Annotated in this window: 25 protein-coding genes, 12 tRNA genes, 3 rRNA genes and 5 pseudogenes; 10 read left to right on the top strand and 35 right to left on the bottom strand. The window is 29.7% G+C overall.

Annotated features, from left to right (window positions below; all coding sequences use genetic code 11):
• Positions 1–175 precede the first annotated feature (175 nt).
• Complete coding sequence (locus MBSPM3_RS03010) at positions 176–313, bottom strand: hypothetical protein (protein ID WP_157084485.1); 138 nt, start codon at positions 311–313, stop codon at positions 176–178.
• On the opposite strand from MBSPM3_RS03010, the pseudogene MBSPM3_RS02910 reads away from it, so the two are divergent.
• Both MBSPM3_RS02910 and MBSPM3_RS01215 read left to right on the top strand, forming a co-directional pair.
• A pseudogene (locus tag MBSPM3_RS02910) lies at positions 307–645 on the top strand (hypothetical protein); the annotation flags it as partial. The gene MBSPM3_RS03010 and the pseudogene MBSPM3_RS02910 sit on opposite strands and share 7 nt — an antisense overlap.
• A gap of 429 nt (positions 646–1,074) precedes the next feature.
• A pseudogene (locus MBSPM3_RS01215) lies at positions 1,075–1,809 on the top strand (IS3 family transposase); the annotation flags it as partial.
• 326 nt (positions 1,810–2,135) lie between these two features.
• On the opposite strand, the pseudogene MBSPM3_RS01210 reads toward MBSPM3_RS01215, so the two are convergent.
• Positions 2,136–2,363 (bottom strand): annotated as a pseudogene (locus tag MBSPM3_RS01210) (IS3 family transposase); the annotation flags it as partial.
• 645 nt (positions 2,364–3,008) lie between these two features.
• On the opposite strand from MBSPM3_RS01210, the gene MBSPM3_RS01205 reads away from it, so the two are divergent.
• Positions 3,009–3,728 carry a DUF2963 domain-containing protein gene (locus MBSPM3_RS01205; RefSeq protein WP_232308857.1) on the top strand — a complete coding sequence of 240 codons (720 nt, stop codon included), beginning with the start codon at positions 3,009–3,011 and terminating at the stop codon, positions 3,726–3,728.
• A gap of 144 nt (positions 3,729–3,872) precedes the next feature.
• On the opposite strand, the gene MBSPM3_RS01200 is transcribed toward MBSPM3_RS01205, so the two are convergent.
• Both MBSPM3_RS01200 and MBSPM3_RS01195 read right to left on the bottom strand, forming a co-directional pair.
• Positions 3,873–4,406 (bottom strand): hypothetical protein, encoded by a 534-nt coding sequence (locus MBSPM3_RS01200; RefSeq protein WP_069028168.1) that lies wholly within the window; start codon positions 4,404–4,406, stop codon positions 3,873–3,875.
• 865 nt (positions 4,407–5,271) lie between these two features.
• Complete coding sequence (locus tag MBSPM3_RS01195) at positions 5,272–5,484, bottom strand: hypothetical protein (RefSeq protein WP_011160837.1); 213 nt, start codon at positions 5,482–5,484, stop codon at positions 5,272–5,274.
• A 391-nt stretch (positions 5,485–5,875) separates the two neighbouring features.
• Here MBSPM3_RS01195 and MBSPM3_RS01190 point away from each other — a divergent pair, with 391 nt between their 5' ends.
• The 7 genes from MBSPM3_RS01190 to MBSPM3_RS01165 all read left to right on the top strand — a co-directional run bounded on the left by MBSPM3_RS01190 (position 5,876) and on the right by MBSPM3_RS01165 (position 11,302).
• Positions 5,876–6,457, top strand: coding sequence for a hypothetical protein (locus tag MBSPM3_RS01190; protein WP_069028167.1), 582 nt, complete (start codon positions 5,876–5,878; stop codon positions 6,455–6,457).
• A 386-nt stretch (positions 6,458–6,843) separates the two neighbouring features.
• Positions 6,844–7,542, top strand: coding sequence for an ABC transporter permease subunit (locus MBSPM3_RS01185; RefSeq protein ID WP_069028166.1), 699 nt, complete (start codon positions 6,844–6,846; stop codon positions 7,540–7,542).
• Entirely contained in the window at positions 7,535–8,281 is a 747-nt protein-coding gene (locus MBSPM3_RS01180) for an amino acid ABC transporter ATP-binding protein (RefSeq protein ID WP_069028165.1), read from the top strand. Before MBSPM3_RS01185 ends, MBSPM3_RS01180 begins: the two co-directional genes overlap by 8 nt.
• Before the next feature lie 203 nt (positions 8,282–8,484).
• Positions 8,485–9,447, top strand: a complete 963-nt coding sequence (locus tag MBSPM3_RS01175; RefSeq protein WP_069028164.1) for a transporter substrate-binding domain-containing protein — start codon at positions 8,485–8,487, stop codon at positions 9,445–9,447.
• A 2-nt stretch (positions 9,448–9,449) separates the two neighbouring features.
• Complete coding sequence (locus MBSPM3_RS01170; RefSeq protein WP_069028163.1) at positions 9,450–10,184, top strand: ABC transporter permease subunit; 735 nt, start codon at positions 9,450–9,452, stop codon at positions 10,182–10,184.
• A gap of 351 nt (positions 10,185–10,535) precedes the next feature.
• On the top strand, positions 10,536–10,754 hold the full coding sequence (locus tag MBSPM3_RS03355; protein ID WP_157084496.1) for a restriction endonuclease subunit S domain-containing protein: 219 nt from the start codon (positions 10,536–10,538) through the stop codon (positions 10,752–10,754).
• Positions 10,751–11,302 (top strand): restriction endonuclease subunit S domain-containing protein, encoded by a 552-nt coding sequence (locus tag MBSPM3_RS01165; RefSeq protein ID WP_069028162.1) that lies wholly within the window; start codon positions 10,751–10,753, stop codon positions 11,300–11,302. The genes MBSPM3_RS03355 and MBSPM3_RS01165 overlap by 4 nt, the downstream gene beginning before the upstream one ends.
• A gap of 217 nt (positions 11,303–11,519) precedes the next feature.
• Here MBSPM3_RS01165 and MBSPM3_RS01160 read toward each other — a convergent pair.
• The 31 genes and pseudogenes from MBSPM3_RS01160 to MBSPM3_RS01030 all read right to left on the bottom strand — a co-directional run bounded on the left by MBSPM3_RS01160 (position 11,520) and on the right by MBSPM3_RS01030 (position 24,826).
• Positions 11,520–11,595: transfer RNA gene (locus tag MBSPM3_RS01160), tRNA-Phe, on the bottom strand.
• A 2-nt stretch (positions 11,596–11,597) separates the two neighbouring features.
• Positions 11,598–11,673 (bottom strand) — tRNA-Asp (locus MBSPM3_RS01155).
• 5 nt (positions 11,674–11,678) lie between these two features.
• Positions 11,679–11,755: transfer RNA gene (locus MBSPM3_RS01150), tRNA-Met, on the bottom strand.
• 17 nt (positions 11,756–11,772) lie between these two features.
• A tRNA-Ser gene (locus MBSPM3_RS01145) sits at positions 11,773–11,863 on the bottom strand.
• A 7-nt stretch (positions 11,864–11,870) separates the two neighbouring features.
• A tRNA-Ile gene (locus tag MBSPM3_RS01140) sits at positions 11,871–11,947 on the bottom strand.
• A gap of 1 nt (position 11,948) precedes the next feature.
• A tRNA-Met gene (locus tag MBSPM3_RS01135) sits at positions 11,949–12,025 on the bottom strand.
• A 38-nt stretch (positions 12,026–12,063) separates the two neighbouring features.
• Positions 12,064–12,139, bottom strand: a tRNA-Ala gene (locus MBSPM3_RS01130).
• 4 nt (positions 12,140–12,143) lie between these two features.
• A tRNA-Leu gene (locus MBSPM3_RS01125) sits at positions 12,144–12,229 on the bottom strand.
• A 66-nt stretch (positions 12,230–12,295) separates the two neighbouring features.
• Positions 12,296–12,371 (bottom strand) — tRNA-Lys (locus MBSPM3_RS01120).
• A 7-nt stretch (positions 12,372–12,378) separates the two neighbouring features.
• Positions 12,379–12,454, bottom strand: a tRNA-Thr gene (locus MBSPM3_RS01115).
• 53 nt (positions 12,455–12,507) lie between these two features.
• Positions 12,508–12,583 (bottom strand) — tRNA-Val (locus MBSPM3_RS01110).
• A gap of 25 nt (positions 12,584–12,608) precedes the next feature.
• Positions 12,609–12,717, bottom strand: a 5S ribosomal RNA gene (gene rrf / locus MBSPM3_RS01105).
• A gap of 35 nt (positions 12,718–12,752) precedes the next feature.
• A 23S ribosomal RNA gene (locus tag MBSPM3_RS01100) occupies positions 12,753–15,617 on the bottom strand.
• Between the two features lie 62 nt (positions 15,618–15,679).
• A tRNA-Ile gene (locus tag MBSPM3_RS01095) sits at positions 15,680–15,756 on the bottom strand.
• Between the two features lie 105 nt (positions 15,757–15,861).
• A 16S ribosomal RNA gene (locus MBSPM3_RS01090) occupies positions 15,862–17,394 on the bottom strand.
• The 16S, 23S and 5S rRNA genes sit together here with 12 tRNA genes alongside, the layout of an rRNA operon.
• Positions 17,395–18,128: 734 nt before the next feature.
• Positions 18,129–18,710, bottom strand: a complete 582-nt coding sequence (locus MBSPM3_RS01085) for a class I SAM-dependent DNA methyltransferase (RefSeq protein ID WP_069028161.1) — start codon at positions 18,708–18,710, stop codon at positions 18,129–18,131.
• Positions 18,711–18,865: 155 nt separating this feature from the next.
• A complete protein-coding gene (locus MBSPM3_RS03000) occupies positions 18,866–19,009 on the bottom strand; it encodes a hypothetical protein (protein ID WP_157084484.1) in 144 nt (47 codons plus the stop codon).
• Between the two features lie 87 nt (positions 19,010–19,096).
• A complete protein-coding gene (locus tag MBSPM3_RS03060; RefSeq protein WP_069028160.1) occupies positions 19,097–19,483 on the bottom strand; it encodes an ABC transporter permease subunit in 387 nt (128 codons plus the stop codon).
• 565 nt (positions 19,484–20,048) lie between these two features.
• Complete coding sequence (locus tag MBSPM3_RS03180; RefSeq protein ID WP_232308863.1) at positions 20,049–20,210, bottom strand: hypothetical protein; 162 nt, start codon at positions 20,208–20,210, stop codon at positions 20,049–20,051.
• 42 nt (positions 20,211–20,252) lie between these two features.
• Positions 20,253–20,312, bottom strand: a pseudogene (locus MBSPM3_RS03350) (SVM family protein); the annotation flags it as partial.
• A gap of 62 nt (positions 20,313–20,374) precedes the next feature.
• Complete coding sequence (locus MBSPM3_RS03325; protein WP_320409451.1) at positions 20,375–20,629, bottom strand: hypothetical protein; 255 nt, start codon at positions 20,627–20,629, stop codon at positions 20,375–20,377.
• A 63-nt stretch (positions 20,630–20,692) separates the two neighbouring features.
• Positions 20,693–21,136 (bottom strand): hypothetical protein, encoded by a 444-nt coding sequence (locus MBSPM3_RS03320; protein ID WP_320409450.1) that lies wholly within the window; start codon positions 21,134–21,136, stop codon positions 20,693–20,695.
• Positions 21,137–21,214: 78 nt separating this feature from the next.
• Positions 21,215–21,484, bottom strand: coding sequence for a hypothetical protein (locus MBSPM3_RS01065; RefSeq protein WP_069028158.1), 270 nt, complete (start codon positions 21,482–21,484; stop codon positions 21,215–21,217).
• The gene (locus tag MBSPM3_RS03170) at positions 21,465–21,653 is read right to left on the bottom strand and encodes a hypothetical protein (protein WP_069028157.1); all 189 of its coding nucleotides are present in this window, start codon (positions 21,651–21,653) and stop codon (positions 21,465–21,467) included. Before MBSPM3_RS03170 ends, MBSPM3_RS01065 begins: the two co-directional genes overlap by 20 nt.
• 14 nt (positions 21,654–21,667) lie before the next feature.
• Positions 21,668–22,229 (bottom strand): annotated as a pseudogene (locus tag MBSPM3_RS03165) (sigma-70 family RNA polymerase sigma factor).
• A 95-nt stretch (positions 22,230–22,324) separates the two neighbouring features.
• Positions 22,325–22,897 carry a hypothetical protein gene (locus tag MBSPM3_RS01050; protein WP_069028156.1) on the bottom strand — a complete coding sequence of 191 codons (573 nt, stop codon included), beginning with the start codon at positions 22,895–22,897 and terminating at the stop codon, positions 22,325–22,327.
• A 50-nt stretch (positions 22,898–22,947) separates the two neighbouring features.
• A complete protein-coding gene (locus MBSPM3_RS01045) occupies positions 22,948–23,190 on the bottom strand; it encodes a hypothetical protein (protein WP_069028155.1) in 243 nt (80 codons plus the stop codon).
• Positions 23,191–23,474: 284 nt separating this feature from the next.
• Positions 23,475–23,741 carry a hypothetical protein gene (locus tag MBSPM3_RS01040; RefSeq protein ID WP_069028154.1) on the bottom strand — a complete coding sequence of 89 codons (267 nt, stop codon included), beginning with the start codon at positions 23,739–23,741 and terminating at the stop codon, positions 23,475–23,477.
• Positions 23,738–24,157 carry a hypothetical protein gene (locus MBSPM3_RS01035; protein ID WP_069028153.1) on the bottom strand — a complete coding sequence of 140 codons (420 nt, stop codon included), beginning with the start codon at positions 24,155–24,157 and terminating at the stop codon, positions 23,738–23,740. The genes MBSPM3_RS01040 and MBSPM3_RS01035 overlap by 4 nt, the downstream gene beginning before the upstream one ends.
• A 62-nt stretch (positions 24,158–24,219) precedes the next feature.
• Positions 24,220–24,297 carry a hypothetical protein gene (locus MBSPM3_RS03365; RefSeq protein ID WP_489666441.1) on the bottom strand — a complete coding sequence of 26 codons (78 nt, stop codon included), beginning with the start codon at positions 24,295–24,297 and terminating at the stop codon, positions 24,220–24,222.
• 145 nt (positions 24,298–24,442) lie between these two features.
• Entirely contained in the window at positions 24,443–24,826 is a 384-nt protein-coding gene (locus MBSPM3_RS01030; protein ID WP_069028152.1) for a hypothetical protein, read from the bottom strand.
• Between the last annotated feature and the right edge of the window lie 331 nt (positions 24,827–25,157).

Here is a 25,157-nt window from a genome sequence, read left to right as displayed (position 1 = left end):
ACGTTTTCGTCAATAAGTAGTCCTCGTGTTCCTAAATGATTATTTCTTTCTTCGTTATATAAAGAATTATTTATTTTTTCCAATGCCTCTTTAGCTTCTTGGCTTAAATTATTATTGTTTAAATAATCTTGTCTATGACCAAAATATTTACCAAAAGATTCTTCTAAATCAGAAATTAAATTTCTGAATGTCCATGGAAACCTGCTTTATTAGCAGCATTAGTAATTAAGTTTTCTAATTTTCTTCGTGATAAAAGGTCAAAGAAATGTTTTTTAATACCTTCTAAAACTTCTATATCATATTTACATAACACCCCTTAAAAGCCAAAATAATACCCTTAAAACACATTTCCCCATCTTTCAAATTAATTATCTCAACAAACAAAAAGACTATATTAAAGAATTAATAAGCAAAATCAACATAGACAAGTTAGAAACTTTGAAATTATATCAATTAGATTCTCAAAAACGAGATAAATACAATAACCCCATCAAAACAAACTATAAAAAAGGCCTAAATGTTATTTATTATCAATTAGAAGATTTTAAACACATCAAAATATTTCTAGCCAAAAATAAACAAGGCTATCGAGTTAAAAAGATGCGTCCCGATTATAAAAGATATTTAACAAAAGAAAAATCATAAAACTTATTTAACTCATCATTTTATCATCACTCACTCATCATTTTATCATCATTTGACCCGCTCAATTTCCTTGCCAAAACCAAACTTAAAGAGGAGTGATATTTTATATATTATATCGATAATGATAATGATATTCGATATTTGATATTATCGTTGTATCTTTTATCTATCATTATTATTTTTCGATATATAAATAACTCCCTCATTTTTCCTTTCCGTTATTGAAAAGAGAGTGTTTTTTAAATCTAAAACCAATCAAAAGCCCTCAACGCGCTGAAGCGCTAACAAAACTAATAAGCACACACAAACAAAGAAAAAAACAAAAATAACCCCCCATTTCCGCGCGACCCCCTTTTTTTTATAAATATAATCATTTAGAGTTATAATAGATGATATATAGAAAATAAGAAAAGGAAATAATATTGTGATATGAAAAATAAAAAACTCAAATACCAAGTTAAATTATTACAAAACTTCATGCAAATTGTTTACAAGAATGATAAAAAAGCTATTTTTAATTTAGTCAAAGAATTTCAAAATGAATTATTTTTAACCACCATTTTAAAAACAATCCAAATTAAAAGAAGCACTTATTATTATTGGTTGAAAGTCGAAAATAAAACCAAAGCCAAAGAAGAAAAACATTTATTACAACAAAATCGCATTAAAGCTTTATGTTTGCACGAACAATATTTTTACGGTCATCGCAAAATTACTGATTTATACCAAAAAACTTTTAACAAAATAATTACCAAGAAAAAGGTTTATTCAATTATGAAAGAAAACGGCATTTGTTGCCGTTTAAAAATTAAAAAAAATAAATATCAATATAAAAACAATTTAAAATCTAATTTAAAAGTAGTAGATAATTTAATTAATCAACAATTTATATCAACATCACCAACACAAAAACTATTTACCGACATAACTTATTTCAAAACTTCACAAGGTTTTTTATATTTTTCTTGCATCATAGACTCTTTCAACAACCAAATTGTTGCTTCCCACACCTCAAACAACCAAAATAAAGAATTGGTTCTGAACACCATCAAAAAATTACCTAAATTAAAAAAACCATGCATCATTCATTCCGACCAAGGCGCAGTTTATCAATCACAAAAAGTCCAACAAACACTAACTAAAAAAGGTTTTTTGATAAGTATGCAGTGTTCCGTTTTTTAATACAACTTTTAATTTTAAAATTACTCTTTAAGACTAAAAAATTAATTGATAATTTCATATCTTTTCAAACTAAGGAAATATTTTTTTAAAAATCAAAAAGTGTCTAAACTTTTTTAATAATTCGTTAGTTTCAAAAGATATTTTTTTTAATATTTGATCTTTACACTATATAGTTAGGTAAAAAAAGTTAAAATTCCGCCTACAAAATGAAAATAAAATTATTTTTTTACGTAATTATGTTGTTTTGATAAAAAAATGCGCAAAAAGATAACCTTTTCCAAGGTTGAATGTTTGAAATAAAAAATTATTTATCTAATATTTTGAGAATATTGAGATGGAGATAAGTAATTTAATTTAGCTAAAATCCATTTGGTATTCCAAAACTTAGGAAAATGATTAATTATTTTTTTAACGTTTTCGGATGATTTGAGGAATAAAAAGGGATGTTGGTTTTGTAATATGCTTTTCATTTGGCCGAAAAAGTTTTCAATTACCGCATTATCGCGTGGAGTGGCACTTCTTGACATACTGATCAGTTCCCAAAAGATAAACAATTTAAAATGTTTAAAAACTTATAAAACTCAATTTAGCTATTTTTGCAGCATTTGGAAAAACTTAGATATTATGCAAGCCAGTTTGTAAATTAATATAGTGAAATTATTACTTTTACATAAAAAAATCCTTTCTTTTATTTTTGTTGTATATTAAGTATTGATAACTTAACAATTTGCAAATATTAATTATAATTATAAAATTACTTATAAATATACTTATATCTATTAATTTATAAATATACAATTAAAAATAATATTTTTAATCTAATTTTTAACAAATAACAAATAAGAAAAAAACAAATTGTTAATTAACTATATTTTAACATCAAAAAAACAACAAATATGCTTATTTATTTTAAATATTTGTATTTTTCCATCAATTTACAAATAAAAACTGCTAAAATATTAAAATATTGAGTAATTTTAAAAATATTGATGCAAATAACAATATATGTTGTATAATAAGAGTACTTATTTGTAATCTATGATTTGTGCTTTTGGTTTTAAGATTTAAAGATTTAGCAATGATAATTTGGCAATTTATCAATTTTATAATTTATAATTTTATAAATAAGTTGTAGCATAAATGGGGTTTGATAAGTTATAACAAAAAAGAAAAGTAATTTTATGAAATTTGTAAAAAAAGACACAAAAGACCAAAAAGAAACAACAACTACCAAAGAACACAAAGACAAACACAAACACAAACAAAAAAAGCATAAATGGCAATTAATTCACATATTGTGCCTTATTTTAATGGTTATTATAATATTTTTAAGTAGTTTTATTTTATATAACAAAGAACGCAAAGATAAAATATTTACTCAAAAAAAAGAATCAACAAAACTACCAAATCCGATTATCCAAGAAAATAAACCAAATAAAGAAAATAATAATGAAATAGTTAACCAAAATAAATTAATTTCAAACGAAAATAATTTAATTGTTACAAACTCAAACGAAAATACCCAAATGATAAATATATACGATTCAATAACAAACAATTTAATCAAAAAAACTACTTTTTACCCCAATCAAAAAACTATTAATTTCATTGAAAAATACAACCCCCAAACTAAAAAATGCCTCCAAATAAAACACTTTACACAACAAGGAACTTTATTTTGTGTCATATATCTTGATCAAAATACTAAAAAAATAACAAAAATAATTTATTACCAAGACAATAACAAAATAGACAATGAAGCTAAATATAGCCTTCAAACTGGAAAAAAGATTTCTCATACTTACTATCTTAAAAACGGCATTGATATTGATTACATAGATAAATACAACGAAAAAGAAGAAATTTCAGAAAAAATCCATTATATTGTTACAAAATACTAAACTAGTTTTGTTCCTTGAAAAAGCCCCAAAATAAAAAAAGACCAACTTTGAAGTTGGTCTTTATATTATCATAAATATTTAATTTTGGGAAATTTAGTCTTGATTTTAGTAAAAATAATATTTATAATTTTAAAAAACTAATTGTTATTTTGTGTTTGCAAAATTTTGAAAAATAAAATACAATATCAAAACAACAAATAATAAAATAAATATTACAAAGAAAAAAAATAAAAAACTATTGGTTACATTAGAATTATTATTTTGAGAAGTATCTGAATCACCACCAGAAGTATTAGAAGAACCGGAACCACCTGAAGGAGTTAAAGGATTTTGATCTTTTAAAATATTAAATTGAGCATTTAATTGATATACATGAACTTTTTGATCTTTTAATTTTTTAATTCCACCCAATTGTTCTAAAGCTTCTTGTACTTTTGCATCTAAATTAGATGATTCATCAGAAACACTGCGGTTTGGATCTTGTTCATATATTGCATCATTTAATGTGGATATTGATTTCATATATGAAAAAATATTTGTAATTTTGTCTAAAACATTATCGTACTCTTTAGAAACTTCTCTAAATTTTAATGTTTTTGCTTTCAATATTTCAAATGATGTTAAAATACTATTAACATCTGTATTTAATTTTTGTACCCAAATATATATTTGTTCCAAATAATCAATTACTTGTTTTTGGGCTCCTACTTCTTTTTTTTTAATTAAACCTAGGATATTTATAAAAATGGAATCATTTAAATATTTTTGAATTTCTGTTTGATTATTAACTGCTAATTGATTAATTTCAGTTTTGATTTGAGTAATTATCGCGATAGAAACAAAACGCCTTAATTATTAGCTAATAATTAGGTTTTTTTGAGCCTCGCACAACACCGTACAAGCAAGTTTCCAAGCATACAGCGTTTATATAAAATATATTTCTTCTTTCGCCTTGTATTTGGTTTTCCCAAATTCCTTGGTAAGTCAGTCCACTTATGCATTCCAGCTAAGCTTTGAATTTCTTACGACTACTACGATTCTGCTTTTTCCTTGAGCCTAAACACTTAAGTTTATTTTAGATGCTTTTATACTTTTATCAAATAACTTTCTTTTAGCAAATAACTTTTAGGAAGATAGAAGTTACTCTAATTTCTTACCTTAATAGTTTTAGGAGAGATAACCACAATTAATATACAAAAATAAAAAAATTATGTGGTTGTGGTGGTTTTAGGTTTAGCAATTTTGCTTGCCACTTAAATCAATAAGTGTTAGTAAATTTTATATACGCAAAAAATATATAAACTGCCCTAAAATATAAGGTATCAACTGTTTTTCCTTATAGCTACTGCCCGTTTTTTTCTCTTAGGCTTATTGCAAAGCTTTTCCATGACTATTTTCAACTCGCAAATCCAAACGATAAACAGTTTCTCGTTTTTTTTGCTTTTATTTTCTGCTATAATCTATCTTGCTTTCACAAAATAGACCAAAAATATGTTGTACTGCATTACTAATTGCAGTTGTAAGTGGTTAATTTACTAAGAAATTAGGCATCTTTCTCGCCCTTTTGCAATAAATCTTGACATTGTATTTTTATTTGTTCTGTTTGATTCTCTTTAGTTTCAATTAGAGTTATCACGTTTTCAATATCATCATCTTGGTCAGCAAAAATTAAATAATTGTGATTTAAAAATAGCAAAATAGCCCAAAAGCCAGCAAATATTAACAGTTTTGCTTTATGTTTTTTGAGTTTTACCATAATTTATATATCACCTGCTTTCTTTATATGATTTTATTTCCAACTTAACATTGAAATAAAATTTAAAAAATTAAAAAGGCAAATACAAAAATAGAAAATAAATAAATTTTAAAAATCATCTTTGTAGAATCATCAAAAAATGTATTTATTCTCATGCTAATTATAACACAAATTAAAGTTAAAAAATGTAATATTATAATAAAATCACTGCATTTTATTCAATTTTAACAAACTAAATCTCGATTAAAAATTAATTAAATATTAAAAGAATAATTAATTCAGGTCATTTTAAAACGGTTTTTTAGATACAAAACATTTAAAGTATGATATAATAAACCTACAGGATGATAGTTACTTTAAGTTTGTATATTTTAATTAGGAGGTTTTATAATTGTTAAAAAAATCAGTTAAAAACAATTATTTAATTTTCTTGATAGTAATTACATTTGTGTTTATTTCATGTTTCTTATCAGCATTTATTCCAAGTGCTTTTGCAGATGACAAAAAAGATCCAAAAGAAAAAACAACTCCTATATCTGAATCACCACAATCACAAGGACCAAAATTAGGGGTAGTAAATTATGATTTATTTAAAAGCGTTCAAGATTCTTTAAATACAAAAACATCATTATCATGTTCTTACCTGGCTTACAAAACAAAATTATATTTAAAAACCAAAAATCCTAAATCTCAATCTGAAGTTGGAACACTTATAGAGTTTCTATATTCTAGCATTCTAGGAGTTGATTATTGGGAAGATGTAGAAGTACAAAGTTTTGATACATGCACATATGATAATAATAATACAAAAGCAAGTTTAATAAATATATTAACAACGATTTTTAAACAAGCTAAAATACTTTTAGCCAATGTAGATGAATCTTGTCTTCCTTTAGTAGAACAATTAAGTGATAAACTTTTGGCAAGTTGGATACAAGATGCAATAAAGAATTTTTGGCCAACTACAACTTAATAAAAAAATATTAAAATTATAAATTAAATTATTGAAAACAACCATTTACGGCATTCCCGTAAATGGTTTTTATTTTATCAATTTCATTTCACAAAAATATAAAAAAACAATAATTATGTAAAAAAACACCATAACCAAACAAATAATGTGTTATAATAAAGACATTAAAATTTAAATGAAATATTTTTTCTTTTGAAAAACATTAATAAATTTAATAACTATTAAATTAACTAATTCACAAAGTGAATTTTAAAAAATATTATGAAATTTATTATCTTACATCAAAACCAAAGAAAATAACAAATAATTTAAGTAAAATTGTATAAAATTATATCAAAAAAATACAATTAAATATACAAAAAAGGAAGAAACTGTGGAACGATCCTATGAAAAACTGCTATAATTTATTTATAAATAATCTACCCTCATATTGGAATGTAATTTGTACTACTATAAGCCTTGCTTTTTTAGGAACATTAGGGGCTTTTTTGTTATCTTTATGGCTCCTTTATATCAAAGGAATCAGAAAAAAGAAACGGATAAGATTTTATGAGAGATATTTTTACAAAACAATAGATATTATCTTATATTTTTATATCTTTTTTGTTAAAAGTGTCCCTATGATATTACAAGCAATGCTTGTTTTTTATGGACTTAGAAGAACTGGTTATTTTGAATGGTTAGAACCTTTTCAAGTCGCACTATTTATCCTTATTTTTAATTCTTGCGCTATGTTAGCAGAATTTATGATTAAAAATATGTCCTTTTTTGACCCTGGTCAAATTGAGGCATCCCTAGCTTTAGGAATGACTCGCAAGCAAGCTTTTAAACGCGTTATATGTCCTCAAGTAATCCATCAATCTTTACTACGAATTATCAATGAATTTATTCTAAATATAAAAGATATTTGTGTTTTTTATGTAATTACAGTTGTAGATATTTTTACTTTTAGCAAAAACAATTATAGAAAATCAAATAATTTTGGTTTTTTAATCAACGCATCTTTAATATATATAATTTTAATTTTCATCTCTTCTTATCTTTTAAAAAAATTAGAAACCAAATTAGGTAATAAAAATGCATAATATCATCGAAATTACAAATCTCCAAAAAAAATATGGAACTAAAGTTGTTTTAAAAGACATTAATTTAAAAATCAAACAAAACAAAATTATTACTTTAATAGGGCCTTCAGGAGCTGGTAAATCTTCTCTTTTAAGATGTCTTAATTTATTGGAAGAACCTGATTTTGGCACTATTTTATTTGAAGGCACAAATATCTTAAATCCAAAATATAATGTGTATAATTTAAGAAAAAAAATTGGCATGGTTTTTCAACATTTCAATTTATTTGCCCACAAAAATGTCTTGAATAATTGCACTTTGGCACTCATAGAAGTGTTTAAAAAAAGCAAAGAAGAAGCACAAACAATAGCACGCGAAAAATTACAAAAAGTAGGACTCTTAGATGTAGCATCTCAAAGCATTCAAACACTTTCAGGAGGACAAAAACAACGGGTTGCAATTGCAAGAGCCTTATGTATGAATCCAGAAATAATTTTATTTGATGAACCTACCGCTTCTTTGGATCCACAATTAACTAAAGAAGTTCTTGATATTATGACTAATTTAACTCATGAAAAAATAACTATTATTTTAGTAACTCATGAAATTGCATTTGCTCAAAAAATTTCTGATAGAATTGTTTTTATGGCAGATGGCATAATTTTAGAAGAAGGAACTCCACAACAAATCCTTAACAACCCTCAAAGTAATAAATTAAAAACTTTTCTCAAAGATGCTTCTTTTAATAAATACAAATGATTCAAAAATAATAAATTTAAAATAGGCAAGCCAAAAAGAAAAACTATAATCAAAAAAAAATATTAAATAAGGCGTTTTAATAAAAACGAGTAAATAACAAAAGTGATAATTTTATAATTGACTAAATAAATATTATAAGTATAATTTTTTTAATTACAAAAACTTTTATTAATAAAAAATATAATCCCAAAAGAGGTAATAAAATGAAACAGAATAAAAATTTAATTATTAATTTAGTTGTTGGTGCTTTTGTAATTTTAGGCATAATAGGAGGAATTGTATGGTGGCAACTAACAAAAGATAAAACAACTACTCAAACCACCCCAACCGAAGAAATTGCATTAAATGGCGATTTAGTAGTAGGAATGGAACTTGAATACGCTCCTTTAGAATGGGTTACTATGGGAAACAACGAACAATACAAAGACCAAATACATCCTATTCAAGGGAAAAAAAATGGATTTGCTTGTGGTTATAATGTAGCAATTGCTAAAAAATTAGCTAAAAAGTTAAGTAAAAAAATAATTATTAAAAAAATAGATTTTGATGGATTATTTAATGCTTTAACAAGTAATGAAGTAGATTTAGTTATTGCAGGACATACCAAAACCCCTGAAAGAGAAGAAACAGTTGCTTTTTCAGAACCTTATCATTTTGGATCAGTTAAAGTTATCTTACACAAAGATTTAGAAGTAAACAATCTTGCAGATTTAAAAGAAAAAAAAATAGCTTACCAAAAAGATTCTGCACACGAAAAAAAAGCAAAAATGATAAGCGATCATCCTCAAGAATTACAAGATTTAAATGCTTTTAATTTAGGATTGCTAGAAAAAACAATTGATGGTTATATTTTAGAATCTGATTTTGCAGAATTATTTATATCAAAAAATCCAAAATTAGCAAAATCAGTTCCAAACATCGATAACCAATTAATGGAAAAAATCGAAGAATATTATGACTCAAACTCTCAACTTACAAAAGAAGAATGCCAAACTTTCCAAAACACCAAACAATCACATATAGCAATTAAAAAAGAAAATGAAAAATTAACAAAAGAGGTCAATAAAGCATTAGAAGAACTACATTTTACACAAGATAACCAAACAACTCAAGCATTAAAATTAAAAGCTATTCAATATGCAAAAGATGAAAATGCTAATTTATAATAATGTCAAATATTTTTAATTGGTTTAATTTATTACAAAGATTATTAAAAATATATTATCCATTATATAAAGAAGGCTTTGAAACCACATTTAAAATTGCTTTCTTTGGTACCATAGGAGCTTTTATAGTATCTTTATGTGTGCTTTATATTAAAGGAATCATAACTCTTAATAAACATACAAAAATGAGTTTAAAAAAACAATATTTCTTTAAAATACTTGATAAAAGCATTAATGTTTATATTTTTATTATTAAAAGTATTCCTATGATGTTGCAAGCAATGTTTTTTCATTTCGGACTCAAAGGAACTGGTTATTTTAAATGGTTAACTCCATTGCAATCTGGTTTATTTGTAATTATTTTTAACTCAGCTGCTTATCTTGCTGAAGTTATGATTAAAAATATGGAATTTTTTGACTCTGGACAAATTGAAGCATCATTATCTTTGGGGATGACACAAACACAAACCTTTAAAAAGGTTGTTTGTCCCCAAGTTGTTCGTAAATCTTTATTAAGAATTTCTAATGAATTTATTGTTAATATCAAAGATAGTAGTGTTTTTGGAGTTATTGGCATAAATGAACTTTATAATGCAGGAAGCACAGTAAACGCATCTGTTGCAAGTGCAAATGCAAAAATATTGGCTTTAATAGTGCCTGTCTTTGTTTATTTAGTTTTGGTGTTATTAGTTTCTTTGTTATTGAAAAAAATAGAAAAAATAAGTGATAGAAAATAAAATTATGTGCAAAAACATAATTTTATTTTTCCATTTGTTTATATAATATTAATAGTGAAAGTGTAATTTAAAAAAGTATATAAATATTATTAAATATTTTGCTTTAATAAAACAAAGATAAAAAAGATAAAATATTTAATAATGTAGATATATTTATAAAAAGTTCAATCATAAAAGAGAGGTAAAAAATGTCTTCTAATAAAAAAAATATAAAAAAAATAAATTCATAAAAATTGATTCTGGAGAGAAAAAACCTCCTAAAAGTCCAAATGGTAAATACCCAATAATGGGAGAAAATAAAAAAAATATTCAAAAGGTAAAAGTGAAAGAGCAAATCAAAACGCAGGAACTATAACCATAGGAAGAGATAGCGGATATGTTCATTATCACGAAAAACCTTTTTGGGCATTGAGTAATTGTTTTATTATAAATACAAAAAATATAAAAGATTTAGAATATCAAACTTTATATAAATTATTACAAAAAAATAAAAAAGGCATTAAAAATTTAAAAAACTTAAATAAAAAAGGTAAAAATATTAAAACCAAAGATTTAGAATTTTTTTTTTGAACAATATATTAAATTTTTTTTTAAGTAACATTTCTTTGCAAAAATATTTTACAATTAAAATATTCACGGAGAACATCAAAAAACCTGAACCATCTGACAAATACTTATGGACCCATGGAGGAAAAGGACAAAAAAAGGAATATTGTAATAAATATAATACAGGCTCTTATAGCGTAACAATTACAAGAGGAGGAAAACAAAAAAATATTTGTTATCACAATGAACCTATTTTTGCCACTAATAATTTTTTTGTAATGATGTGTAAAACCGAAACTATATGTAAACATTTATATAACTTTCTAATACAAAAGCAAGAAGAAATTAATAATTTTAGTTGTGTCCTGAATGCAAATCCATATTATATGAGAAGTAAAAATGATCTGCTTTTTTATCTACAAGATTTTCCTTCATATTTGGAAAATTTAGAAAAACAAACCAAAGAACCTAAGACTAAAGAAATAATAGAAAAAACAATCAAACAAATAGATAAAATAAAAAATGAACTTTTAGGACATTTGGAACAAATCAAAAATGTAGACGAATGTTAATTTTAAGTTGTATTTATAATTTATATTAATAAAAAAACCACCCCAAAAGGTGGTTTTAATTTTATATTCTGTAGTCTCATATGGAAATAATTTTAAAATAGTTATAATATTTAATAAAAGACAATATAAAAAGATAAAAGTAGCCTTTTTGGGGCTACTCATTTGTTTATTTGGCTTAAGAAAGATATAGTTAAAAAAATAAAATCAGAAAATAATATGGTGGCTCCGGACAGAATCGAACTGTCGACACGAGGCTCTTCAGGCCACTGCTCTACCGACTGAGCTACAGAGCCTATGGCGGTCCGGACGGGACTTGAACCCGCGATCTCCTGCGTGACAGGCAAGCATGTTAACCACTACACCACCGGACCAATTTTGGTTGCGGGGATAGGATTCGAACCTATGACCTTCGGATTATGAGCCCGACGAGCTACCAAACTGCTCTACCCCGCGGTATAATATTTAATTGATGGCGGAGGAAGAGGGATTCGAACCCCCGCGTCCTTTCGGACCTCTCAGTTTTCAAGACTGACCCCTTCAACCGGACTTGGGTATTCCTCCAAAAAAATGGTGGACCCGGTAGGATTCGAACCTACGACCAACCGGTTATGAGCCGGTAGCTCTGACCAGCTGAGCTACAGGTCCATGGTAGCGGCAGAGGGATTCGAACCCTCGACCTCACGGGTATGAACCGTACACTCTCGCCAGCTGAGCTACACCGCCATCATTTTAAGATTAATATATTAATGTTAATGTTTTTATGGTGGAGCTTAGCGGGATCGAACCGCTGACCTTCTGTGTGCAAGACAGATGCTCTTCCAGCTGAGCTAAAGCCCCAAAATGGTACCTGGAGTCGGACTTGAACCGACACGGCTATAAACCATGGGATTTTAAGTCCCACGTGTCTACCGATTCCACCATCCAGGCAAATATATAAACATTTTTCTTATTTTGTATAAAAATAAAAAAAGAAAAAGAAAGATTAATAAAAAATGGTATCCCGTGAAGGAGTCGAACCTTCGACACCTTGATTAAAAGTCAAGTGCTCTACCAGCTGAGCTAACGGGACAATAAAGTGGTGCCAAAAACAGGAATCGAACCCGTAACCTACTGATTACAAATCAGTTGCTCTACCTATTGAGCTATTTTGGCAATAAAATTATTGTTTTTCTATAAAAAAAAGAATAAAAAAGATAGTAATTGTTTGGTAGAGGATGAGGGACTTGAACCCCCGACATTCTGCTTGTAAGGCAGACGCTCTCCCAACTGAGCTAATCCTCTTTTTTATTCTTTTTTATAAAACAAACCTTGGCACTCCCTATCTTCACTCAATAAAGAACTATTGTCAGTACTAAGGACTTAACTGCTGTGTTCGGGATGGGAACAGGTGTTGCCCCTTAGTTTTATGCACCAAGGATCTTTCAAAACTAGATAAACGTTGGTATTTAAAAAATCAAAGTCAATGGGTCTATTAGTACTAGTCAGCTGAAAAGATCACTCTTCTTACACCTCTAGCCTATTAACCTGATAGTCTTTCAGGGACCTCATAGGGAAATCTCATCTTAAGGGAGGCTTCACACTTAGATGCTTTCAGTGTTTATCCCTTCTATACATAGCTACTCAGCTGTGGCTCTGGCGAACCAACTGAAACACCAGCGGTATATCCATCCCGGTCTTCTCATACTAGGGACAGTTCCTTTCAAATTTCCAACGCCCACGACGGATAGAGACCGAACTGTCTCACGACGTTCTGAACCCAGCTCGCGTTCCGCTTTAATGGGCGAACAGCCCAACCCTTGGAACCTTCTCCAGCTCCAGGATGCGATGAGCCGACATCGAGGTGCCAAACCGCTTCGTCGCTGTGAACGCTTGGAAGCGATAAGCCTGTTATCCCCAGGGTAGCTTTTATCCGTTGAGTCACGGCCCTTCCATTCGGTACCGTAAGATCACTAAGTCCGACTTTCGTCCCTGCTCGACTTGTAAGTCTTGCAGTCAAGCTCCCTTGTGCCTTTATGCTCTACAAATGATTTCCAACCATTTTGAGGGAACCTTCGAACGCCTCCGTTACTCTTTAGGAGGCGACCGCCCCAGTCAAACTGCCCACCAAACACTGTCCCTCACATTACACATGTGCAGGTTAGAAACTAAAAATAACAAGGGTGGTATCCCAAGGACAACTCCAGAAAAACTAGCGTTTTTCTCTCACAGTTTCCCACCTATCCTGTACATCTTATTTCCAATTTCAATATTAAGTTGCAGTAAAGCTCCATGGGGTCTTTTCGTCCTGTCGCGGGTAACCGGCATTTTCACCGGTAATTTGATTTCACCGAGGCTCTTGTTGAGACAGCGCCCAAATCGTTATGCCTTTCGTGCGGGTCGGAACTTACCCGACAAGGAATTTCGCTACCTTAGGACCGTTATAGTTACGGCCGCCGTTTACTGGGACTTCAATTCAATGCTTCGTTGCCTGACATCTCCTTTTAATCTTCCAGCACCGGGCAGGCATCAGCCCCTATACATCACCTTGCGGTTTAGCAGAGACCTATGTTTTTGATAAACAGTCGCTTGGGCCTATTCTCTGCGGCTTTTAGTTTTAATAAAAGCTCTCCTTATCCCTAAGTTACGGAGTAATTTTGCCGAGTTCCTTAACAAGAGTTTGCTCGCGCGTCTTAGTATACTCTACCTACCCACCTGTGTCGGTTTGCGGTACGGGTAGTTAATCAATTAGCCCTAGAAGCTTTTCTTGAAAGTATGACATCAATCACTTTACTTTCAAACCTTGTCTTTAAATGAGAAAACGGATTTGCCTGTCTTCTCAGACTTAGTTTTTCTACCCCAATCCAATAAGGGGCGTGTTTAGCCTGCTTTGTCCCTCCGTCAGTTGATTAACTAGTGCAGGAATCTCAGCCTGCTTGCCATCGATTACGGATTTCTCCCTCACCTTAGGACCCGACTAACCCAGGGAGGACGAACCTGGCCCTGGAAACCTTGGGTTTTTGACGGATAGGATTCTCACCTATCTTTTCGTTACTTACACCGGCATTCTCACTTCTGACCTCTCCACCACTGCTTCCGCTATGGCTTCACTGATGTCAGAACGCTTCCCCTACCATTCAAATAACTAAGAAGTTATTTCAATCCGTAGCTTCGGTATGATGTTTTAGCCCCGGTACATTTTCGGCGCAGAGTCATTCGACTAGTGAGCTATTACGCACTCTTTAAAGGATGGCTGCTTCTAAGCCAACCTCCTAGTTGTTTAAACGTCTTCACTTCCTTTGCCACTTAACATCAATTTTGGGACCTTAGCTGACGGTCTGGGCTCTTTCCCTTTTGACCATGGACCTTATCACCCACAGTCTGACTGCTGATTTTATTTGGTAACATTCGGAGTTTGATTGAGTTCGGTACCCCGAGGTGGAGCCCTTACTCATTCAGTGCTCTACCTTCACCAAATTACTAAATCAACGCTAGCCCTAAAGCTATTTCGGGGAGAACCAGCTATCTCTGAGTTCGATTGGAATTTCACCCCTAGCCACAAGTCATCCAAACACTTTTCAACGTGTCCTGGTTCGGTCCTCCATTTAGTTTTACCTAAACTTCAACCTGCTCATGGCTAGCTCACTTCAGTTTCGGGTCTATGACATGCAACTAAACGCCCTATTAAGACTCGCTTTCGCTACGGCTCCGTTCCTTAAAACTTAACCTTGCTCCATATCATAACTCGCCGGTTCATTCTGCAAAAGGCAAGCCATCACACATTAACGTGCTTTGACTAATTGTAGGCACACAGTTTCAGGATCTATTTCACTCCCCTTTCGGGGTTCTTTTCACCTTTCCCTCACGGTACTAGTTCACTATCGGTCACTAATAAGTATTTAGCCTTAGGAGATGGTCCTCCCATCTTCCGACAAGATTTCTCGTGTCTCGCCGTACTTATTGATACCCTAGATTTTAACTTACGTTTACGGGACTGTCACCTTCTTTGGTGCTTCTTTCCAAAAGCTTCTACTTCGTTAAAATTTTGTAACTAGAAATGGTATCAGGCTGTTCCGGGTTCGCTCGTCACTACTACCAGAATCGTTATTACTTTCTTTTCCTGCGGTTACTTAGATATTTCAGTTCGCCGCGTTTCCTTTCTTCTAACAAGATAAATCGTATTAGAAGAATATTACATCTTCAATGTAATGGGTTTTCCCATTCGGAGACCCACGGATCTTCACTTATTTACAGCTTCCCGTGGCGTTTCGCCGTTAATTACGTCCTTCATCGGCTCTTAGTGCCAAGGCATCCACTGTGCGCCCTTAGTTCCTTTGATTTTTAACCTTCGTTTATCTACTTTTCAAAGAGCTTTTTTAAGATTTTGCCTATTTGTGGTTATGGTGGGCCTAAATGGACTTGAACCACCGACCTCACGCTTATCAGGCGTGTGCTCTAACCAACTGAGCTATAGGCCCTTAATCTTAAAAAGATTAAAATGTTGCAAATACAATTTGTAAGCAAGTTACAATGAAAAACTTTCTTAAGTCTCTCAAAACTGAAGATGATAATTGTTTCCTTAGAAAGGAGGTGATCCATCCCCACCTTCCGGTAGGGATACCTTGTTACGACTTAACCCCAATCATCGACCCTACCTTAGACGGTTCCCTCTTCTTGCGAAGTTAGGCCGCCGGCTTTGGGTATTGCCAACTTTCGTGGTTTGACGGGCGGTGTGTACAAACCCCGAGAACGTATTCACCGCGACATGCTGATTCGCGATTACTAGCGATTCCAACTTCATGAAGTCGAGTTGCAGACTTCAATCCGAACTGAGACTGTTTTTTTGAGATTCGCCAAAAACTTGCGCTTCAGCTACCCTTTGTAACAGCCATTGTATCACGTTTGTAGCCCAGGTCATAAGGGGCATGATGATTTGACGTCGTCCCCACCTTCCTCCAATTTATCACTGGCAGTCTTGCTAAAGTCCCCACCATTACGTGCTGGTAACTAACAATAAGGGTTGCGCTCGTTGCGGGACTTAACCCAACATCTCACGACACGAGCTGACGACAACCATGCACCACCTGTGCAACTGATAACCTCCACTGTGTTTCTACAGCTTTGCAGAAGCATGTCAAGACCTGGTGAGGTTTTTCGGGTACCTTCGAATTAAACAACATGATCCACCGCTTGTGCGGAGTCCCGTCAATTCCTTTAAGTTTCATACTTGCGTACGTACTACTCAGGCGGAGTACTTAATGTGTTAACTTCAACACTGGTTTTACCCAACGTTTAGTACTCATCGTTTACGGCGTGGACTACCAGGGTATCTAATCCTGTTTGCTCCCCACGCTTTCGTGCCTCAGCGTCAGTAAAGACCCAGCAAGCCGCCTTCGCTACTGGTGTTCCTCCATATATTTACGCATTTTACCACTACACATGGAATTCCACTTGCCTCTATCTTACTCTAGCTAAACAGTTTTTATAGCATCACAATGTTGAGCATTGCACTTAGACCATAAACTTATTTAACCGCCTACGCACCCTTTACGCCCAATAATTCCGGATAACGCTTGCCCCCTATGTATTACCGCGGCTGCTGGCACATAGTTAGCCGGGGCTTATTCATTAGGTACCGTCAGAATGATTTTTCCATCATTTATTCTTCCCTAATAAAAGAACTTTACGTACCGAAATACTTCATCGTTCACGCGGCGTTGCTCGGTCAGAGTTTCCTCCATTGCCGAAAATTCCCTACTGCTGCCTCCCGTAGGAGTTTGGGCCGTGTCTCAGTCCCAATGTGGCCGTTCAACCTCTCAGCCCGGCTACACATCATAGTCTTGGTAGGCCTTTACCCCACCAACTAACTAATGTGACGCAAGCTCCTCCCTAAGCATACCTATTGCTAGGTCTTTTAAAAACAAGAAGATGCCTTCTTGTCTCCTATCCAGTCTTAGCAGTCGTTTCCAACTGTTATCCTCGTCTTAGGGGCAGATTGCTTACGCGTTACTCACCCGTTCGCCACTAAAGTTTAATTGCTTAAACTTCCGTTCGACTTGCATGTATTAGGCACGCCGCCAGCGTTAATCCTGAGCCAGGATCAAACTCTTCGTATGTTACAAAATTGATGTATCAAAAATTGCTTTTTGGTGTCAATTTTAAGGTGTTAAAAAATAATTAAAAATATTCGTTAATTATCATCTTCAGTTTTCAAAGATTAAGGTAGTTTTTGTAAAAATTTGTGAAAAAATAAATTAAGAATAAATAATCAAAATATGCAATTTAGCAAGTTACAAATAATTAAAAAATAATTAAAAGTTGTTGTTTTTGCTTTCAAAAAATATTTTCAAAGTAAATAAAATCACAATACCTTTTTTATTATATCACATAAAAAAACAAATAGCAAATGTTTTGTTGCTTTTTTTCAAAATTAAAAAAATAATTGAAATTTGGCAAAATAATTGCTAAAATAAATAACAGATGTTTGGATGGTTTTAAGATTGAATTCCGGCAAATTTGGTCTGTCGAAATTGCGCTTCAAAAACGCACAACATAATTACTATAATATTATAACAAACATTTTAGGTTTTGGCAAGTAAAAAAATACTTTTGTTAAATTTTGTACAAAATTATATTTTTTTGTAAATGTTTTGGGATATCGATGAAAAATTTGTTATTAAAAAAAGATCAAAAAGGAGATGGTATATTTTTAAATAAAACTTTGAGAACCACTAAAAGCGTTTTTTTCGTTTTGTTGTTGTCTAACTGTTGAGTTGCGTTTCTTTAAACAAATAAAAAACCTTAAAAAAATAAAAAACAATCCATCAATGGATTGTTGCTATTTGAAAGTCTATATTCGTTTTAATTGTGTTTGGAAATAGCTTTTTACTTCTTCCATATTGAGTTGTTTAGGTTTGAGGTTTCCTTTTTCGTTGGCTTGCATAAAGGTTTGTTTGTACCACAATAATAACTTTTGATAGATACAAAAATCTAGATAATAATTAGTGGATGGAATTGGTACAAAGTTGGGGTGGGGGTTATGTTGGTATTTGGCTTCTTGTTGTTGTTCTAAACATTTTAATGCCACCAAAAACCAAGATAAAGAAGTGTTGTAAGGCATAAATTCTTTTATTTCCCATTGAATACAACACTCCAATATCAAGATAAAATCAGTGTTAATAAGGCAATATTTGTGTTTATTGGCATAAAACAAATGAAAACTATTAATATAATGCTTTCTTTGTTGCATCTCTAATACCCATAAATCAAATGATAAATAAAAATAATTTCTTTTCATATCTAAAAACGGTTGCATAGCTTTATTATTTTTGCAAGTATTTAAACAATGATCATACATACCAAATTCTTTTCTTAAAGCACATAAAGCAAGATCAGAGGCATAAGGATAAAGTTCATAAGGTATAATTCTCAATTTTAATATCTCCTTATTTTTAAATACTTTCTTAATAGTAAAAGTTAATTGTTTTGTTGGTTGGTTGGTTTGGTTGTTTGGTGGTTTTTTGATTTTAATTTATAAAAGAAGTAAAATAAATATTTATTAAAATGTTAAAAAATGCTTTTTTCTTATTATATCATTTTCTTTTTAGTTTTTTTATCTAAATAATTTGTCATTCTTACTAAAAATAAATAAATGATACTTACAATAAAATAAGGAGTAATTTGATCATAATCAAATACTTTATTTCTATCTGCTTGCCAAATAAAGCCCATAAATCCAACAACAGAAAATAATGCAGTATCTTTAATATTTAGAATAAATTGTTGCCAAATAAAAGGTTTAGTTCTTTGTAATCCTTGTTAAAATAAAATATATTTAAAGACTTGTTTTTGATTCATTCCTAATGAATAAGCAGCCTCAATTTGTCCTTTATCTAATGTTTCGATATTATGCATCATCAAAGTAGTAATGCTTGCAATAGTATTAAGAGAAATAACAATTAAAGTAGTAATAAAGGGAGTATAATTATTATTTTTAAAGATATCAAAATTAGAAAGAGCACAATAAAATAATAAAACTTGTACTGCAATAGGAATAGCATTAAGTACTGAAATTAATTCATCAATTAAACGCGAACAACTTTTATAAAAATAAAAAGTAATAGTATCATTATTTTTCTTAGTAGATTGTTTAGCAAAAATTTTAACTTTTACACAAAGAAGAGTAATTCCAAAACCTAAAATCAAACTGTCTAAATCAACTATAAAAGAACTAATAAAAGGTCTAATATAAGAAGGTAGAGTTATTATAATTTTACTCCAAAAAGTTTGTCCTTTTAATTCTTGTTGGATTTCTTTGTATTCTATTATAGCTGGTGCTAGATAATTTGTTCTATAATTATTACTTTGTTCGTCTAATTTATCACTTTTTAAAACTGCTTTAACTTTTTCTTCAAATTCTTCTTTCGATACTTTAGGATTTGGATCACCTTTTTTAATGAAAAAACCAAAAGGAGGAAAATTAGGACGTTATTGAGATTCTGCAAATTCATTATCTACAAATTCCATTGCTACTAATTGATCTGAATCATTTTCTGCAATTCCTTTAGCAATAGGAGTATCGGTAATAAAACCAGTTGAAATACCTTTTTTAACATTTAAAACACATACATCAGAGGATTCTGTATTATCTACTTTAGGTTTATCGCCATCTAATTTATATTTAAAATATTTTTTATAATCATTTATAAAATAATCATTTTCTATAGTATAGACAAAAATTCCTCCTTGTTGTATGTTTTTTTAATTGGGATTATTTTAATTTATTTATTATATTTATGGTTTTCGCCATATCTTCTAATGATAAATTTTTATCTTTAACATAATAACTAATTTTTATGGGTTTATTTGGATTTATTCTAACATTTTTGGTTTCAATGTTATAAATCGTTTGAAGGGGTTTATTTTTTTCCATTGCCATTACTTGATGATTATTGGTGATAAAAAATAATCCTAAAAAAGTAAATAGAACTATTATTAATAAATATAATTGTTTTTTTAATCTAAAAATTAACATTTTTCTCTCTTTTCTGTTTTTTTATTTATTTTATTTTATGTTGTGTTTTTTGGTTGGGTGATTTAGGCTTGTTTGGGGTTGAAGTGGAGGTAGTAGGTTTTGCTTTTCAAAACGCCTTCAGGACTTCTTTCGTTTGAGGTGCAGTTTACTTCATCCATGAAAAAGTCCTTATCTTCTTCGATTAGGTGTTTGGGGGCTTCGTATTTGAGTTTTATGTAATGATTTGATGGATCTATACGAACACCATTGCCCCCACCAAATTGTGAATCATTGTGTTTTTCTTTTGTGTAGAAACCATCAAACTCATCTACTCGCATACCCTCATCGTACCATTTGTTAAATGGGTTTTTTACAAATAGGGCGAGGTCGGTGGGTTCGTGTTAGCGGTGGTGACCGCGTCCTAGGTCGGTGGGTTCGTAGAAGGTGTAAGTTCTTTTAATCATCGGAACACCTTCTTGCGCGATATCGGTTAATAGCCAACTTTTATTATTATTTTTTTGTAAATTATTTTCATTATATGTGTATTTTGCACCGCTTTTTGTTTGAAACCGCTCCTCTTGGGTTTCTATTTTGGTTGAGGTAATTTCGTAGATTTTAGGTTTTGATTTGGTTATATCATATTTATTATCTAAAAATAAAAATACTCCAAATCCAACAACTGAAACAGACATCATGACATAATAAATAATCAAACCCGTCTTTATATTGACTTTTTTAATCCTATTTGTATTTTCTCGTTTTTGAATAAACCAAATCCATAAAGGGATTGACCCAAAAATGATACCCAAAAAAAATACAATAGTTAATATCTTAAATAATTCCATTCTATCTTAAATTTCCTTTTTTTAACTTACTTTTATTTTAACATAAATAGAAAAATAATGCAAGAATATGCATTATTGTTACCATCCAAGCCATTGTTTGTATGTGTCCCATTTTGATGCAACAGATGCGGCACCACTAATTAAAACACCTATGCCTCCGCCAATAATCGTACCGACACCAGGTAAAATGGCAGAGCCTAATGAAGCTCCCATTATGGCTCCTGATTTCGTTAAAATAACTGTGTTTACTACTGCACCTGTTCTTTCTACACCTTTGTCCCATTTGGTGATTAGGGTTGATTTGTCTTCTTCTAATCTAAGGGTTTGGTCATCTAATTGCTTTTTCATTGCTTTGTGGGCAAGTTTTTCGGTTCTCAATTGCTCTTTTAGTTTTTTTGATTTCATGTTGTAATTCTTTGTTTTCGAATCCTAATGAACCGCTTGCGCCTTCACTGTTGATATATTGTTTTTCTAAGTCGTGGGTAATATTTCCGATGGATTTAACTTTATTTAACATTTTTGGGTTGCTCCTTATTTTTTATTGTTTGGTTTTAGTTTTTGTATTGCTTTATCTTTTAAATCTTCAATTTGTGAAATTTTTAAATTTAGTTTTTGGGCTATTTCTTGATTGGTGAAAATGGGTTGGTAAGTTTCGTTTATGTTTTCTAGGGTGATGCCGAAACTTAAACAAACAACTTTTAATTTGTTTTTACTCAACTTTGTTTTTAGTTTTTTTATGAATTGTTAATAGTTTAATTGTTTAATCCATAATTGATGTGGGTTTAGATTAATTATTCTATCAGGCTCATATTGTTCTTCTTTGAAACTCATATTGTTTGATTTGGTTGTTTTTTGAGGTATTGAAGGTGGGTGTCTTTTTCTTATTATTTCGTTGATTGCTGATTTTATGGTTGGTTTCGCGTAGGCGATAAAATCGTAACCTAAATTCTTGATAATTATTGAGAGCTTTTATTAATCCTAAGATTCCTTCTTGGTATAAATCCTCTCTAGTTAATAATTTAGGATAATATTTGAATTTTGAACTAATTTTTTTTACTAATGGTAAATGAAGTTCAATTAATTGATTTCGTATTTCTAAATTCTTTTTGTTTTTTAAAAATTATTTAAATAAATTTTGTCTTAACATTTTAATCCTCTCTAAAAACATTTTTAGAAAAGATATGAAAATTATTTTAGTTTTGAAAACAAAAAAAAGACTAACTTAATAGTTAGTCTTAAAAAAGAATTTTTAAAAATAAAAAAGTGTCTAAACTTTTGGAACACCTGAGTTTTTTCAAATTTTTTGTTACTATCAAAAGTTTTTATTGCTTCTGCAACAACTTTAGCTTGTTTATCTGTATCTTGCTGAAATTGTTTTTTGGCTTCTTCTTCCAATAATTCTTTAACAGCAGCTTTAACTGCTTCTGCCACATTTCCAAATGGTTTTTTGTCAGTTACAACTGAAAGTGTTTTTGTCACCATCTTTTTAGCAACTGCTTCTTTAAATACATCTTGTGTAACATATAAAGCTGCTTTATCTTTATAGAAAAAATTCATAAAATTTTCATCCCCAAAAAGATTATTTGTTACAAAAGTGGAAAGAGTCGCGCTTTGGGTGGGATTTAATTTGTATTCGTTCAATTTGCCTTTAAATTTTGCATGAAGACCCTGCGCTCCATCTAGTTCGTAGTTTGTTGTTTCTGTAAGAGAGTCTACATAAGTTTTAAATGATCCAAAATCTTTTAATAAATAATTTACCAATTGGACTTTGTGATTAGTAGGAACAGAAGGACCTTGTCCTGAAGTCGATGTTAAAGTAAAGTTTTATTATCAGCCTCATTTTGGTCTTGTTCATTACCAAAATATTTAGCTGCTTGTTCTTTTGCTAAATCATGAGCTAATTTATCAAAGGCTTTTTCAACTGCCTCTGTTTTGGAGTATTTTTCTCCCCAAACAATATTACTATTCATCATATTAAAAGTAAAAAATAAACTTAATAAAGATAATACATATACTAAACGATTTGTTTTTTTATTGACTGTGTCTGTTGGCATTTTTGTTATTATGCACCTTTCTTTCTTTTTTCTTTCTTTGTTTTTATACAAATATACAAAAAATAACATATTATTAATGAGAGTGAATTTTGAAGAATTAATAAAATGCTATTAATTATATTATACCTCACAAAAAAAAGAAAATAAAAATGCAAAAATTTTGAAGATAGTTTTAATATGTGAAATATAATAAAAAACTACCTAAATTAGGTAGTTCTTTTAGTTTAAAAATATATTTAATTATTTAATGTTTTTATTTAATGATTGAAAAATAAATTAAAGGTTTATTTTTTGCAATCTAAAATATTTTGAATTTGTTGAGGTAATTGTTTGTAGATATTTATCCAATTTTCATTAAACATTTTTTGACATTTACGAATTTTGGATTTTAATTGTGACATTATATTTTTAACTTGATCTTGATTGGATTCATTTAAAATTAATGTGTTTTTTATATTTTCAGATTCTTCATTAGTTGTTAAAAGTCTTAAATTAGTATAAATTAAATGTTTTATTTTGTTAATATTAACTTTTTTTGGATTGGTTTTCATAGAATATAAAAAATGGAATTTATCATATCCAATAGGACAACAAACACCTTTTTCATCAATGAAAAAAATATTCTTTCAATATTGTTAATTCTTATTTGGTAAACTCGTTGTTCATCCATAATTTTTTGATAAAAATATTTACAAACATGTTTTATACGAATTTCTGAAATAGAATGGGAACTATTGGAGTTTTTTTCTATAATTTGGCGCCAAGTATTTTTTTTATATTTTTCTAAAGAATCAAAAATATTAGAAATAGTTTTTAAAGGAAAATTATTAAAATCGAATTCACCTTTTTTAATAAAATTACTCTTTAGAAAAACACTCTTTAGAAAAATATAATTAAAATTTTTATCTAAATTTTGTTCTAAATTTAGATCTATATTATCATTGATTTTATTATTATATAATTTCATTTTCAGAATAAAAATAATAAATTTCTTGATCGCTTATTTCATTTTCATGAAAAAAATTATTTTCATTGTAAGAGTTGGCGCCAAGGATCTTCCATATGAGTTTTTTCAGCTAATTTCCATGCTTTTAAATTACCATATATATCAAGGATATGATTTATTGATTCTAAGTGTTTTGGTAGGAGTGCATTCTACTGTAGTTGTTTCGGTTTTAACTCCGTTTGCAGTTTGAGTAACAACTGTTTTGGTAGGTTGGTTGGGTTGGGTTGTTGTTTCAGTTGTTGTATTTTATTCGGTAGTGGTTGTAGTTACTTCAGTTTTAGTAACTGTGCCACCATCTCCAAAAGTTTTAACTGTTACTTTGTTAATTGATGGTTCAGTAGTTGTTTCGGTTTTAACACCTTCAACAGTTTTAGTAACAACTTTTTTAGTAACTTTTCCATCAGCGTCTTTAGTATTTACAGTTGTTTTGTTTCCTTCTTTAACTGTTGTAACTGTCTGAACAACTTTATCATCTCCCCCCAAAGTTTCTATTACTTGAGTTGTTGTTGTTTCAGTTGTTAGTTCTGCTCCAACTGTTTGATAAGTATTAAATAAAGAAATAAAAAGTACACTAAATAAAAATAAACTAAAAAATAAAGATTTTTTCTTGCCTAAGCTTACTATTTGCATTATTATAACTCAAAAAAACAATTTAGAGTATTTTTTACTCAATAATTGTAAAAACCACAAAATAACTAGTTTTTATGTTATAATATGTTGTGATTAAGTTGTATAAAATATCATCTTTTTATCCAAATTATCAAAAACAATAATAAATATTTTACCAAAAATAATGAATTAAAAAATAATTGGTAAATGTTTTTCATAATTAATATTTTGCTATTTGAAAAGTTTTTTTATTTATCTTTTTACATGTTTTTCATGTTTTACAATTTTATTTTTATTCTTTATTCTTTAATCTATTTTTAATATTTTATAAATTTACAAAAAAGGAGCTATT

The organism is Candidatus Phytoplasma zeae (assembly GCF_001712875.1).
GTDB lineage: Bacteria > Bacillota_I > Bacilli_A > Acholeplasmatales > Acholeplasmataceae > Phytoplasma > Phytoplasma asteris.
The sequence above is the reverse complement of the archived record's forward strand: the minus strand, read 5'-3'. Positions and strand labels throughout refer to the sequence as shown.

What these genes read in the sequence shown, in the direction of transcription:
- MBSPM3_RS01205 (WP_232308857.1), top strand. Translation starts at nt 3,009, where the DNA reads ATGAAATTTGTAAAAAAAGACACAAAAGACCAAAAAGAAACAACAACT.
- MBSPM3_RS01195 (WP_011160837.1), bottom strand. Translation starts at nt 5,484, where the DNA reads ATGGTAAAACTCAAAAAACATAAAGCAAAACTGTTAATATTTGCTGGC.
- MBSPM3_RS01185 (WP_069028166.1), top strand. Translation starts at nt 6,844, where the DNA reads ATGAAAAACTGCTATAATTTATTTATAAATAATCTACCCTCATATTGG.
- MBSPM3_RS01180 (WP_069028165.1), top strand. Translation starts at nt 7,535, where the DNA reads ATGCATAATATCATCGAAATTACAAATCTCCAAAAAAAATATGGAACT.
- MBSPM3_RS01175 (WP_069028164.1), top strand. Translation starts at nt 8,485, where the DNA reads ATGAAACAGAATAAAAATTTAATTATTAATTTAGTTGTTGGTGCTTTT.
- MBSPM3_RS01170 (WP_069028163.1), top strand. Translation starts at nt 9,450, where the DNA reads ATGTCAAATATTTTTAATTGGTTTAATTTATTACAAAGATTATTAAAA.
- MBSPM3_RS03000 (WP_157084484.1), bottom strand. Translation starts at nt 19,009, where the DNA reads ATGGGCTTTATTTGGCAAGCAGATAGAAATAAAGTATTTGATTATGAT.
- MBSPM3_RS03180 (WP_232308863.1), bottom strand. Translation starts at nt 20,210, where the DNA reads ATGGAAAAAAATAAACCCCTTCAAACGATTTATAACATTGAAACCAAA.
- MBSPM3_RS03325 (WP_320409451.1), bottom strand. Translation starts at nt 20,629, where the DNA reads ATGCGAGTAGATGAGTTTGATGGTTTCTACACAAAAGAAAAACACAAT.
- MBSPM3_RS03320 (WP_320409450.1), bottom strand. Translation starts at nt 21,136, where the DNA reads ATGGAATTATTTAAGATATTAACTATTGTATTTTTTTTGGGTATCATT.
- MBSPM3_RS01065 (WP_069028158.1), bottom strand. Translation starts at nt 21,484, where the DNA reads ATGAAAAAGCAATTAGATGACCAAACCCTTAGATTAGAAGAAGACAAA.
- MBSPM3_RS03170 (WP_069028157.1), bottom strand. Translation starts at nt 21,653, where the DNA reads ATGTTAAATAAAGTTAAATCCATCGGAAATATTACCCACGACTTAGAA.
- MBSPM3_RS01045 (WP_069028155.1), bottom strand. Translation starts at nt 23,190, where the DNA reads ATGCCAACAGACACAGTCAATAAAAAAACAAATCGTTTAGTATATGTA.
- MBSPM3_RS01040 (WP_069028154.1), bottom strand. Translation starts at nt 23,741, where the DNA reads ATGAAAACCAATCCAAAAAAAGTTAATATTAACAAAATAAAACATTTA.
- MBSPM3_RS01035 (WP_069028153.1), bottom strand. Translation starts at nt 24,157, where the DNA reads ATGAAATTATATAATAATAAAATCAATGATAATATAGATCTAAATTTA.
- MBSPM3_RS01030 (WP_069028152.1), bottom strand. Translation starts at nt 24,826, where the DNA reads ATGCAAATAGTAAGCTTAGGCAAGAAAAAATCTTTATTTTTTAGTTTA.